The sequence below is a fragment of the Brevibacillus sp. HB1.4B genome (genome assembly GCF_013284285.1).
GTDB lineage: Bacteria > Bacillota > Bacilli > Brevibacillales > Brevibacillaceae > Brevibacillus > Brevibacillus porteri.
Genome location: NZ_JABSUT010000008.1, coordinates 114322 through 126570 on the forward strand (window position 1 = coordinate 114322; position 12249 = coordinate 126570).

General features: G+C 49.0%; 12 protein-coding genes. All 12 read right to left on the bottom strand.

What is annotated here, in order from left to right; genetic code table 11:
* Positions 1–17 precede the first annotated feature (17 nt).
* The 12 genes from HP398_RS19640 to HP398_RS19695 all read right to left on the bottom strand — a co-directional run bounded on the left by HP398_RS19640 (position 18) and on the right by HP398_RS19695 (position 12100).
* A complete protein-coding gene (locus HP398_RS19640) occupies positions 18–959 on the bottom strand; it encodes a hypothetical protein (RefSeq protein WP_173623431.1) in 942 nt (313 codons plus the stop codon).
* A complete protein-coding gene (locus HP398_RS19645) occupies positions 928–1515 on the bottom strand; it encodes an RNA polymerase sigma factor (RefSeq protein WP_173623432.1) in 588 nt (195 codons plus the stop codon). Before HP398_RS19645 ends, HP398_RS19640 begins: the two co-directional genes overlap by 32 nt.
* Positions 1516–1618: 103 nt before the next feature.
* Positions 1619–2716 carry a nitric oxide synthase oxygenase gene (locus HP398_RS19650; protein ID WP_017246654.1) on the bottom strand — a complete coding sequence of 366 codons (1098 nt, stop codon included), beginning with the start codon at positions 2714–2716 and terminating at the stop codon, positions 1619–1621.
* A gap of 263 nt (positions 2717–2979) precedes the next feature.
* The gene (locus HP398_RS19655) at positions 2980–3282 is read right to left on the bottom strand and encodes an NINE protein (protein WP_173623433.1); all 303 of its coding nucleotides are present in this window, start codon (positions 3280–3282) and stop codon (positions 2980–2982) included.
* A gap of 288 nt (positions 3283–3570) precedes the next feature.
* On the bottom strand, positions 3571–4137 hold the full coding sequence (locus HP398_RS19660) for a glycerol-3-phosphate responsive antiterminator (RefSeq protein WP_017246656.1): 567 nt from the start codon (positions 4135–4137) through the stop codon (positions 3571–3573).
* Position 4138: 1 nt separating this feature from the next.
* Positions 4139–4960: a sugar phosphate isomerase/epimerase family protein gene (locus HP398_RS19665; RefSeq protein WP_173623520.1), complete on the bottom strand. Its 822-nt coding sequence runs from the start codon at positions 4958–4960 to the stop codon at positions 4139–4141.
* Positions 4961–4978: 18 nt separating this feature from the next.
* On the bottom strand, positions 4979–5782 hold the full coding sequence (locus tag HP398_RS19670) for a carbohydrate ABC transporter permease (protein WP_017246658.1): 804 nt from the start codon (positions 5780–5782) through the stop codon (positions 4979–4981).
* Positions 5783–5795: 13 nt separating this feature from the next.
* On the bottom strand, positions 5796–6683 hold the full coding sequence (locus HP398_RS19675) for a carbohydrate ABC transporter permease (protein ID WP_106835451.1): 888 nt from the start codon (positions 6681–6683) through the stop codon (positions 5796–5798).
* 27 nt (positions 6684–6710) lie between these two features.
* On the bottom strand, positions 6711–8027 hold the full coding sequence (locus HP398_RS19680) for an ABC transporter substrate-binding protein (RefSeq protein ID WP_173623434.1): 1317 nt from the start codon (positions 8025–8027) through the stop codon (positions 6711–6713).
* A gap of 25 nt (positions 8028–8052) precedes the next feature.
* Positions 8053–9150 (bottom strand): ABC transporter ATP-binding protein, encoded by a 1098-nt coding sequence (locus HP398_RS19685; RefSeq protein ID WP_173623435.1) that lies wholly within the window; start codon positions 9148–9150, stop codon positions 8053–8055.
* A gap of 61 nt (positions 9151–9211) precedes the next feature.
* Positions 9212–11290: a glycerophosphodiester phosphodiesterase family protein gene (locus HP398_RS19690; RefSeq protein WP_173623436.1), complete on the bottom strand. Its 2079-nt coding sequence runs from the start codon at positions 11288–11290 to the stop codon at positions 9212–9214.
* Between the two features lie 21 nt (positions 11291–11311).
* Positions 11312–12100: an HAD-IIA family hydrolase gene (locus tag HP398_RS19695; protein WP_173623437.1), complete on the bottom strand. Its 789-nt coding sequence runs from the start codon at positions 12098–12100 to the stop codon at positions 11312–11314.
* Positions 12101–12249: the final 149 nt, after the last annotated feature.

A 12249-nucleotide genomic window follows, 5' to 3' on the forward strand; every position in this document is an offset into this window, starting at 1 on the left:
TATTTGTGAAGAAAGAGCTATTTGTTTTTCGGGACAACAGCATCGACGAACTGGCTGATAGTATCCTTGTTCAATTTGTCTCCGTCTGTTGATACTTCGTACTGTACTTTTTTACCCGAAGCCTCTGTTACCCAAACAATTTTTTTGTTTACCTGGTCTTCCCTCGCTTCTTCTGTATAAAGCACTTCAATTTTGCCTACTTTTATTACCTCTTTTTTCTGATTATCCAGGTCAACTACATACGTTGTGCTGCCCTCAACATCTTCGTAATTGGTGATGCTGAAATTTAAATAGCTTCCCTCTGAATCCTTGTATGTCGCATACATATAATCCAGCTCATTCGTCCATTCCAAGGGCTGCATGACGAATTCTTTCTTTTCCTTTTCGGCCTGTTTATACAAAGCCTCTTTGTCATACTGGTTTTTGATATCATTCGCCAATTGAGCATCTAAGAAGGTAAAGCCTCCTGGCAATGTCTTTGGTACAACGATTCCTTCTCCCACTTTCTTTTGAACATCAGTCAGGGTGGTATACGAGAACGGGGTTGATACCGTGAAAACAAGCTTTTTCGGATTGTTTGCAACGATATACAGTGCTGCTGCAGTCCCCGGCTCCAGAGAATCCTCGATTTCCCAGCGTTTATTGTATAAGGTATCCGTTTCAGGATCGAGCTCTTTCACAATTTTCGATTTACCTTCATATTGCGATATATCCTTCTCCTGATACAGAACCTCGCCCTTCTCATTCTTCAACTGATAGTACTGGACAGCGGCATAGCCCGTTGTGAGGCTCGCGATCAAACCAATAGCGACTAATATGCTTACCTTGTACTTCACAAAAAATCTCTCCTTCTCTCTTTTGATTTTTGTCATCACTTGATGGCTAATGTCAATCTCCTGCGGGATGCGCGGGTCGTTGAACAGGTCCTTAATATTCTCGTGCGATTTGTTTGGTCTCATCGTGAGTTGACCCTCCCTTCCCTAAAGGAGAATAAGCGGATCGGAACTTCGATGCCGTACGCTCGAATTTTTTGCGCAGACTCGCAGCGTTTTTGTTCATGATCAAGGAAATTTCCTCGTACGTCTTTTCTTCCACGCCTCGCAGTAAGAGAAGTGTTCTTTCCTCTACGGAGAGTGTCTGCATGGCAAGAAATACATCCTCACTGAAATAAACATTTTCAATATGCCGCTCAATGTCTGATTGAGACTCTTTGTCCTGCATCAAAAATGGCAACATCTTTGTCCATTTCCTTTTTCTGATGAGATCGATGCAATGGTGATAGGCTATTTTATAAAGCCAAGCTGCAAAGGGCATGGTTGGACTGTATTTTTTCAAGTTGCGATAAGCCTTGAAGAAGACCTCCTGTGTGGCGTCTTCCGCTTCGCATCGATTCCCCAAGATGTGATAGCAATAGTGAAATATGGGGGTTTGGTAGCTTTTCATGATGGCACCGTAGCGGTCATCCGCTCCCTGAATGATCTCATCCACGAGTTCTTCTATCTGTTTCGTGTCCACTCTCTCCCTCCTTCCAACTGGTATAACGTACCACATCACCCTGTATGTGACATCGCGCACAAAAAAATGTCGCGAAGCATGTTCGCGACATTGGTGGAAAGCCTTATTTTTTGCCGAGCTCCGGCTTGTCTTGGTAAAAGAAATTCGGCGTATGGATTGTGTTGTCGTATAGACTGTGGAAAATGTGTGTGGCTGTTCCGGAGATCGGAGGAACCAGCCATGTCCAGTCACCCGTAACGGCTCGACCACATTTCTCTTCTCTTTCCTCAAATCGCTTGAATTGCTGGCTCGCCGTATGGTGATCGACAATCGATACTCCTTTTTCCTTGAAGGAGTGCAAGACGGCAACATTCAGCTCGATGAGCGCTTTGTCTCTCCAAAGTGTCACTTCCCTGCTCGTATCGAGCCCCATGACCTCTGCGACCTTTGGCAGCATGTTATATCGCTCTTGGTCAGCGAAATTGCGTGCACCGATCTCCGTTCCCATGTACCAGCCGTTAAATGGAGCGGCCAAATAGTCGATACCGCCAATCTCCATGCGCATATTCGAAACAATAGGAACCCCATACCATTGCAATTCCATATCAGCAAAGCCCGGCAAATCTGGATGCACGATCGGCACCTCCAAGACCAGCTCCTGAGGAATCTCAAAAAACTGCGGCGTCCGATCTCCAATTTGCACGACAAGCGGCAAAACGTCGTAGTTTGTGCCTTTTCCTTGCCATCCAAGGCTCTTACATAGCTTCGTCAACGAAAGCGAAATCGGGTCACCCAGTACGCCGTACTCTGTCTCGTATCCCGCATAGCGAATCAGTTGGTCATTCCAGATGCGCATGGGAGCTCTGCCTGCTACAGCAGGTGCAAAAACGGTGATGGTCGGGCGAATTTTCCCGTCATTGGTGGCAAAGTCGATGTGTCGGAGCATGGCCTGCGCCATCTCTTCTTCAGTTTCGACGTGCCGCTCATCTATCACAAGTAATGATTCCCAAAAGAATCGCCCAATACATCGATTGCTGTTGCGCCAGGCCATTTTTGCTCCGTGACGCAGCTCCTCTGCTGTATGCTCATAGTATCCCTGCTGTTCGATCATCTGTCGTACTTCTTGCAGCCGTTGCTCGGTTTCTTCCGTTGTCTTGTCCAGTTCGCGATAGCATGTTCGGATAAATTGCTCTGCCGTTTCCATTAGTTGAATTGGTTCCATATTACCCTCTTTTCCCGCTGAAAGGCGGTTCATGGTCCTGAAAAAATATGTACCTTCATTATAAATTTACCGGAACTCTATTACCAATCCCTGTAGGCATTTGGACACATATCTGTAAGAATCATTGGCTGACGTGGTTACTACGCACGATGAATAAGCAGCTTGAAAAATCCCGCAATCGACACTGCTACTTGCTATATTACGAAAATTTAGCAATAGTAAATACCCTAACGAAAATAAAAAAGAGCGCCTTAGCGCCCTTCTTAAACCGATAAGATTTTTCCGGCGATCTCTTTCGCCTTGTTTTCGTTGTGACGACGAACCCGTCCAGATAAAAGGAATAGTTCTACAATAGAAATAATAAGAGGAATGTACGGCCAGCAGAAAAGGGTATAAACAATTCCGAGGCCTACGCGATTCATATAATATTGATGGGCTCCCAGCCCCCCAAGGAACAGACAGAGGAGAATAGCTGTCGTGGAGTTTTTCTGGACTTTGCCGTACTCGGACTGGAAAATCAGTTTTTGATCCATTGTCATGTTTTTCTGGATGAGGATTGTATCCATAATGTAAAATTTCTCCCTCATGCTATATGAAATGTAAAAATTTAATAATGCAATAATACTACCCCTTTTATTACCTGTAAAGGAAAAAAGAGTAGCAATAGGCTACCCTTTTGGTGTGCTTTCTACTTCTGATAGGGATTTAGTAAAGAGATCGGCGGAAGTAATTCTTGCGCGACTTGCGCCATTACCATAGTGAAACGGAAAAGCCCATGTTCGCCGATAATCGCGAGGCGCGTAAAGATTTATTACATACAAAAAAGACAGGTGCTTTCACACCTGCCCTTTCTCCTAAACAGTCATATGGTTCCACATCTCCGACTTACTCAACGAAACAGCATCTGCTCCACCCTTCAACGCTTCGTTGACCTGCTCCATATTCCAGATCAACCCGCCCAAAATAATCGGCTGCGGCAAATGCTCCTTTATATACGAAATAATAGACGGCGCTATCCCCGGCATGATTTCAATCGCATCCGGCTGGTTTTCCAAGACGTTTTTGATGGTCGTCGTGAGAGAGGTCGAATCGATCAAAAAGACTCGCTGGATCGTCAGCATCCCTTCCTTTTTGGCCGCGCGAATCATCGGTCCTTTGGTAGTGACAATGCCCGTTGGTTGGATATAGGTGGACAAGAAACGAAAAGCCTCTTTGTCATTGGACAGGCCATTCATGAGGTCTGTGTGCAAAAAAATCGGCTTGCTCGACTGACGGATGGTTTCGGCTTCCTCCATCAGCTTGGTCAGCTTTCCGTACATCAACAGGATCGCGCAAGCTCGAGACGCCATCGCCTCTCCCAAGCGATCCTGTTCGGTTGCCGCAATAACCGGATTCGTTTTCAAAATCGTTTTCATGTCCATGTTATTCGCCTCCTTCCCTCAGTAGCCGTTCCACACTAACCTCAGCACAGCCAAGCTGCTTTGTCTCTACAACCCAATGACCCGCGAATCCCTTGTCTTTCAGAAGTGACAGGATCGAAGCAAACGGGATCGTTCCATCGCCTATCGCCAAATGATCGTCGAGCTTGCCAAAGTTATCACTCAGGTGAAGAGCGGACAAATGAGGGAGCACCTCCTGCAATGCATCGATTGCATATCCCGGACGAATCAAATGGGCATGACCTACGTCGTATACGATCCCTACGCGAGAGGACTTTACGTAACGGCATATACGCACGAGATCCTCGACGTTCCACCCCAGCACTTTTGGATAAGGGGGAACATTCTCGACCGTCAGTATGGTTCTACTCTCTGCGGACAGCTCGGTGGTCAACACGTGGAGTGCCTGACTCACATTTTCCACACCTCTGGCACGCTCTGTTTCCGCGAGTCGATCTTCTACTTCCCCCGCATGCATCACAACATGGGTGCAGTCGAGAAAGCTGGCAATCTCCAGGCAGCGCTTCATCGTGTCCATTGTTTGCTCCCGAGTTAGTCCTGAGTCCGCCGCCAGATTGCAGCCGCTAATCGGCGCATGAATCGACCAGGCAATCCCTCTCTCGTTTCCCTGCTGCTTCAACTCTTTCAACTGCTCCCAGGACCAGTCCAAGAAGTCGGCATGATTCTCTTCACACATTATCTCGATGGCCTTCCAATCATGGTGCAAAAGCTGAACAATAGCATCACGCAAGGACAGATCAAATAACGCATAGGTGGATACGGCAAACGAGCTTTTGTCTCTCATCATTCATGACCCTCCCTCTTATTTCACGCCGGAGTGGATGAAGCTGTTGATAAACTGCCGCTGGAACAACAAAAATGCCAGCAACAACGGAAAAATCACCATGACCGTCGCAGCACTTACCTCGGCCCACTGCGCCCCTGTCTCAAACGATTGGGCAAAAATCGCCAGACCGACCGTCAACGGGCGATTTTCCACGGAATTCGTAATAATCAGCGGCCACATGAAGTTGTTCCAATGGTAGCTGACCGAGACCAAGCCAAACGCAATGTAGGTCGGCTTCGCTAACGGAACGTACACCCGCCACAAAATCTGGAACCAGGAGCAGCCCTCCATCCGTGCCGCCTCCTCTAGCTCGTGCGGGATTGTCTTGAAGGTTTGTCTCAACAGAAAAACCCCGAAGGCAGAAGCGAAGTACGGCAGCATAATGCCGATTTTGGTATCCAGCAAAGACAAGTCACGCAGGACATTATAGTTGGGGAAAATCAAGATATCTGCCGGGACCATGAGCTGGACCAGGAACAGGACAAACAGCACATCCTTTCCCCAAAATTGCAGCTTCGCAAAGGCATAGGCCGCCAGTGTAGCTGTGATCATTTGTGCCACCAAAATACCCGTCACGATCAAAAAGGTATTGATGTAGTACTGGTCAAAGGGCGCTGCATCCCACACCTTCGCAAAGTTATCGAGTGTAAAATCTGCACGGAGCGACCACGAAGTCGCCAGCTCCCTCGGGCGAAAGGAAGTCCAGACCGCCCAGAGCAAAGGAAACAACCAGAGAACGGCCAAGCCGTACATTCCAACTGTTGTGATTTTGCGAAGCATCTGCCATCCCCCTTTAGTTGTAATGAATCTTTTTATCCATACCAAAAAACTGAAAAGCAGCGACTAACAGCAGCAGCACGACCATGACAATCGTCAATGCCGAAGCCATTCCTTGATCCCAGAAAGAAAACGCTGTCTCGTATATGTAGTACAGCAAGAGATTGCTGGCATTATCCGGCCCGCCTTTGGTCATGATCACCAAATGGTCTACCAGCTTGAAAGAGTTAGTGAAGGCGATAATACTGACAAACATCGTCGTTGGCATAAGCAGTGGAAAGGTGATGCGGCGAAAAACCGTCCACGACGATGCCCCTTCCATGGAGGCGGATTCGTATAGCTCCTGTGAAATGTTTTGCAGCCCCGCCAAATAAAAGATCATGAAATAGCCAGCTTCCTTCCAAATGACCATGAAGATCATCGCCCACATCACATTTTTCTGATCACCGAGCCAGTTCATGTCGCCTTTTCCGAACCACTCCATCACATGACTAAGCGCTCCGTACTCCGGTGTGTAAATAAACAGCCAGATGTTCGCCACTGCAATCATCGGGACAACTGTCGGGTAAAAATAAGCCGTGCGGATAAAGCTCTTCCCTCGTATTGCCTTGTTGGCGAACAGAGCCATAGCTAGCGCGAGAGCCACACTCGTCGGCACCGTTCCGATGGCAAACCAGATATTATTGGTCAGCACCTTCCAAAACACTTCATCTTCCACCATTTGTTTATAATTATCTATCCCGTTAAAAAACGGCTCTGGAGAACCCAGATCCGCTTGATGAAAACTGAGTATGAACGTTTGTATAACCGGATAGAAGGTAAACAACAGCAGGAAGATGAGGGAGGGAAGGAGCAAGAGCCAGGCGTACATGTTCACTTTCCATTTTGCGCGTAGTTCCCCCATTGTCGCTCCCCCATTGCCTTGCTTGATTTATTTGTTGAACGGCGCCAGCATCTTGTCCGCTTCTTCCTGCGCTTTTTTCAATGCTTCCGCAGGCTCGGATTGACCAGTGATCACCGATTGCAGCGTGTCGTTCAAGAGCTTTGTCACTTTGCCGTTATTGTGCGTAGACAGCTCAGCATGTCCGTATTCCAGCTGGTCGCGAGCCACTGCTGCCGCCGGGAAGTCCTTGACGTACTGCTTCATACTCTCTTCTGCGTAAGCAGATTTGCGTGTAGCAACATATCCCGTATCGACGCTCCACTGAGCAGCGCGCTTAGGCTCGGTCATAAAGCGAATGAACTTCCATGCCGCTTCCTGTTTCTTTGCATCCGTTCCCTTGAACATGTAGAAGTTGCCGCCCCCTGTCGGGCTACCATAGTTCTTTTTCGCTGGCAAAAATGCTACGCCAAAATCAAACTTCGCGCTTTTCTTCACGTTCGTCAGGTTCCCTGTCGTATGGAACATCATTGCCGTTTTGCCTTCCAAGAAATCAGAAGGTACAGTCGCCCACTCGTTGACACCTTCAGGCATCACTTGATGCTTTTTGGACAAATCTACCCAAAATTGCAGGGCTTCTACATTTTCTGGCGTATCAAAAAACACTTTTTTCCCATCTTCGGACATCAAGTTCTTGCCGTTTTGCAAGGCCAGCGCTTGGAACATCCAATACGTAAAGCTCGAGGAAGGAATCTCGACGCCGTAGCGTCCGTCCTTTTTCAATTTGGCAGCGTACTGAACCAGCTCGTCCCAGGATGTCGGCGGTTTTTCCGGATCAAGCCCGACTTCCTTGAACGCGTCCTTGTTGTAATAGAGCACGATGGTGCTGCGTTGGAATGGAATGCTGTATGTCTTGCCGTCTACTTGGGAATTCGCCAAGAAGCCCGGGAAGAAATCATTTACGTATTCGCTGCCGCCATCCTTGGCAATGAAGTCGTCCAACGGCAGGATGGCATCCATGTCCATCATCGTATGCAGCTCCGTTGAGAGCATCACCGCTACGTCTGGAGGAGTCTTGCCCTGCACAGCTGCTTGTACCTTTGTCGTCGTATCTTGATAGCTGCCCGTATAGACTGGCTTGACTGTGATATCTGGATTTTCTTTGTTAAACTCCTCTGCCATACCGTCCACGATCTTGGTCAAAGGACCGCCAACCGCAACCGGATAATAGAAGGACAGCTCTGTTTTGCCTGACGAATTGGCTCCTTGCGCCGCATTGTTTGTGGACGAAGAATTGCCACTGGAGCAACCCGTGATCAGACTCATACTCATGACGACCGCAAACAAGCTTTTGACGACTTTACGCATCGCAGTACCTCTCCCTTTTCTTTTCTTAATTGGTCGTAACCGTTAGATTTTTTCCGGTTTCTCCATCAAACACGTTCACCTGAGCTGGATCAAAACGAACATGCATGGTTTCGCCTCTTTTACAGTGCCATTGCCCGTTCCATTTGGCCTTCCACAGCTTGTCTCCCACGGTGAATTCCACAATGGTCTCAGAACCGAGAATCTCTACTCCCTGCACGGTGACAGGAAGCTGGCAGGAAGCATCCATAGTTTGCCCTTCAAGGGCGGGCTGCAGTGACTCTGGACGCAGACCAAGAACGACCGGGGTCTGGTCCTTGATACCGTGAAACATAGGAAGCGGCAAAAAGCGCTGGCCTGCTAGCTCAATTCCTGCTTGATCTGCCCGCCAAATGGCAGGTACCGTATTCATCGGGGGAGCCCCCGTAAACTCCGCCACGAACAAATTCGCTGGATGGTTGTAGACGTCGAGCGGTTTTCCGACTTGCTGAACCTCGCCGTCACGCAGGACCATCATGCGGTCTGCCATCGTCATCGCTTCCACCTGATCGTGCGTAACGTAAATCATCGTGATGCCCAGCTCTTGCTGCAAGCGACGGATTTCCGTGCGCATGTGTCCGCGCAGCTTGGCATCCAGATTGGACAGCGGCTCGTCCATCAGGCAGATAGGGTGCTGACTGACAATGGCCCGTCCGAGTGCTACGCGCTGTCTTTGTCCCCCGGATAATTCCTTTGGCTTGCGCTGCAAAAGATGCGCGATGCCCAACATCTCCGCTACACGCTCTAACCGCTTGCCCTGCTCTGCTTTGTCTACTTTTCGAACCTGTAAACCAAACAAAATATTATCTTTTACCGTCAAATGCGGATAAAGTGCGTAATTTTGAAAGACCATGGAGATGTTTCGCCCACTCGGAGGGACTTGATTCATCGGCTTGCCGCCAATCAACAACTCTCCCGTGCTGATCTCCTCCAGCCCGGCAATCATGCGCAATGTGGTTGATTTCCCACAACCAGAAGGCCCTACCAGTACGAAAAATTCTCCTGGCAGAATACGAGTGCTCACTTCATTGACTACCTTCTGACTCCCATACATCTTGGAAATGCGCCGCAATTCCACTTCAGCCACGACTTTCCCCCCTGAACCTCTCGCTGTTTTTTACGTATCACTCGACTATAACAATTGCTTACTAAGGTAATATTTGGGTATTGTAAAGTTTTTGCGCATAATCCGTAATAATTCCCCCGACTCCCGCCTCGGTTGCCCGCTTCATATCTGCTTCCTCGTTAACGGTATACACGGTCAAAATGATTCCCCGATGCTTGGCGAATCGAATCAGCTCTGGCGTGACAATCTGATGGTTGATATAGTATTGGGCATTCAATTGAACCGCATCTGTTATCTGCTTTTCGGCATACTGTTCCAGCTGTTCCTTTGGCTTGGTCCCGCTCAAGGTAAAGCCTAGTCCCAATTCCGGATTGAGCTTGGCGAAACGCTCCAATACTTCTGAGCTGAAGCTGCTGACAATCACATCTTCAACCATGTCGTGCTCCTTGATGGCCTTTGCCATTTCTTTTTCGTACCCAATCCCCTTTGCTTCCAGAATGACCACCGCTTTGCCCTTGGCCGCTTCCAGCAATTCATCCATGGTAGGAATGACAGCATCGGTAATCTCAGGCTGGTACCAGGAAGGATTGGCTGGATCGAGCTTGTTAGCGTTCAATTCACGCAGTTCCTTCAGCGTGAAATCCTTTACCTTCCCTGTCCCGTTGGTGGTACGCTCCAGATCAAAATCGTGGATCAGGACAAGGTGGCCATCCTTTGTTTTGTGGACGTCTGTCTCGATGATCTCCACACCCAGCTCCATCGCTTCTTCAAAGGCGTACATCGTGTTTTCCGGCTTTAAGGAAGGGATACCTCGATGTGCCATGACCATCGGAGGTTGCGTGATGCTTTTCTCTGGGTATGCAGCAAGCAGCTCATGCACCTCTTTTGGATCGTGTGAGACAACCCCCGCCACACCCATCTCGATCATTTCACTCGCTTGGCTATTGTTGGCCCGATCGATTCCCCACACAGACAACCCGCGATTGCGGAAGTAGCGAATGACATCCTCCGTCATCGCCGTTTGCGAGAGAACGATCACATTGGAACGACTGCTTCTGGCTGAGCGTACGAGCTCCTTTTGCTTCTTTTCGTTCAGCTTGCCGTCGATATACACGAGGGCACCACGGTATTCATTGTTTTTCTCCCGCATCTCTTGGACGATTTCCGGTCGGGAAGACACAATGTGCACATCAGAGAGGTTCTCTTTCTGAAGCAGGCGATCGACCTCCGCTACCAATTTCTTGTCCTCGATATGAATCACCGGGATCGCCTTGCCCTTGATCTGGTCCAGTACCTCGTCCAGCGATGTGCCGTCCTGGGTGACGACTCCGTTCTTCCCGGATTTTTTCACCGGAATAAAAATGGAAGACGCTTCGGCATCCAGAATCGTATCGATCTCGGACTTCTTGTCGTACATGGCAATCACCGTTGGCGGTAGGACAATTCCCGTCTTAGGCTCAGGGACAATCAGCACGTCGTCTTTCAGATCAGAGACCGGAATCTTGTCTTTTTGGGCATTCGGTCCGAACAACAACTCACCAGGGGTCGGCTTGGGTTGATCGACAAAATCTCTGGACGCATCATTCGTATCCTTTTCCGTCAGGCGTTCCATCGAGTGCCCACCAGCGACTCCCGGATGAGAGGTGACTCCCGGAACCTTCGCATCCATATAAGCCATCGAATCCACCGTATTGTACTCAGGGTCCATCAGAATGACATGGTCGCCGCCATTCGCCAAATAAATGCTGCCTGTCGCCCAATCCGTCGGCAATAGCTCAGGGACGTCCTCCATGGAGTCGAACAATTCAAAATCAGGCGTGACGCCATGACGTTCCACGATTCCGTCTGCATAGCGGGAAATGACAATCGTCTGGTAAGGCTCAATCATGGTGCCTTCCGGAAACGCATGCATGCCTTCGTTTCCTCCACGCTTTTCCTCGTCGCCTATCATGTATCCACTCAAATCAATCGGATCGTTGGAGATATTGGTGATTTCGATAAACTCGCCTGTGCTTTCATCAAAAAGGGGATCATTGACAACCTCTGTGATGAGCAAGGTTTTGCTCACCGCACTTTGCGCCATCGCGGGCATACTGCCTGTCACCAGACTTGCTGCCATTAGTGACCACAACCACTTTTTGCTGCTCTTTCCCAACTCCATCTCCCTTACCTCCTCGTTTTCCTACTCGACTTGCACCATGGCTTCCATCGTCGGAAGGATGTAATCTGGCTGAATCTCTGTGGCTTCTAGTTCGCGACTGGTCGTCACACCTGTCATAACGAGCGCTGTTTTCATACCGCTGTTTTTCCCGAGTAAAATGTCTGTTTCCAAACGGTCGCCCACCATGACGCATCTTTCTGGCTGCACTTGAAGCTGTTGAAAAACCTGCTCGGCGTAGTACCGGGACGGCTTGCCAGTCATCGCCCAGACAGAGGCTCCACCTGCCGTTTCAATCGCTCTCGCCAACGGCCATGTATCAGGAATGGCCCCCCCTGGCACCGGACATAACGGATCGGGGTTCGCTACGATCAGGTAGGCTCCATTTCGCACAGCGTCAGCAGCTTGTTGCAGCTTTTCATACGTAAATGCGCGGTCCATTCCGACCAATACGTGCGTAGCTTCCTCCGCATCTTGCACCTGCTTTATATGAAAGCTCGCAATCTCTTCCTCCAAGGCAGGCTCCCCAACGATCAGGACACGCGCTTGCTCCGCATTTTCTTGAAGATACAATCCCGCCGCATAGGCAGCCGTCATGATTTCTTCCCGCCGGGCAGCCAATCCGAGCTTCTGGAGGCGAGTCTGACAAGCTGTTCTTGTTTGTACCGTCGTATTGGTCAAAAACATGATTTTTTTATGCTTCTCCCGCAGCGCAGCAAGTGTCTTTTCCACCCCAGGAAGCAATTCATTCCCGAGAAAAATCGTTCCATCCAAATCAAAAAAATACGCATCGTACCTATCTGTATCTAGCAAATCCTCTGCTCGCTCCTTTCATTCGAAAACACAAAAAGCCCTCATACACGGCAATAGCACAAAGAAACAAACCGAACGAACGGTCTTTTTCGAATCTATTGCTGTATGAGGGCTTTCTCCACGTCTCGACCCACTTACAGACGTTATTT

What these genes read in the sequence shown, in the direction of transcription:
- HP398_RS19640 (WP_173623431.1), bottom strand. Translation starts at nt 959, where the DNA reads ATGAGACCAAACAAATCGCACGAGAATATTAAGGACCTGTTCAACGAC.
- HP398_RS19650 (WP_017246654.1), bottom strand. Translation starts at nt 2,716, where the DNA reads ATGGAACCAATTCAACTAATGGAAACGGCAGAGCAATTTATCCGAACA.
- HP398_RS19655 (WP_173623433.1), bottom strand. Translation starts at nt 3,282, where the DNA reads ATGGATACAATCCTCATCCAGAAAAACATGACAATGGATCAAAAACTG.
- HP398_RS19660 (WP_017246656.1), bottom strand. Translation starts at nt 4,137, where the DNA reads ATGGACATGAAAACGATTTTGAAAACGAATCCGGTTATTGCGGCAACC.
- HP398_RS19665 (WP_173623520.1), bottom strand. Translation starts at nt 4,960, where the DNA reads ATGAGAGACAAAAGCTCGTTTGCCGTATCCACCTATGCGTTATTTGAT.
- HP398_RS19670 (WP_017246658.1), bottom strand. Translation starts at nt 5,782, where the DNA reads ATGCTTCGCAAAATCACAACAGTTGGAATGTACGGCTTGGCCGTTCTC.
- HP398_RS19675 (WP_106835451.1), bottom strand. Translation starts at nt 6,683, where the DNA reads ATGGGGGAACTACGCGCAAAATGGAAAGTGAACATGTACGCCTGGCTC.
- HP398_RS19680 (WP_173623434.1), bottom strand. Translation starts at nt 8,027, where the DNA reads ATGCGTAAAGTCGTCAAAAGCTTGTTTGCGGTCGTCATGAGTATGAGT.
- HP398_RS19690 (WP_173623436.1), bottom strand. Translation starts at nt 11,290, where the DNA reads ATGGAGTTGGGAAAGAGCAGCAAAAAGTGGTTGTGGTCACTAATGGCA.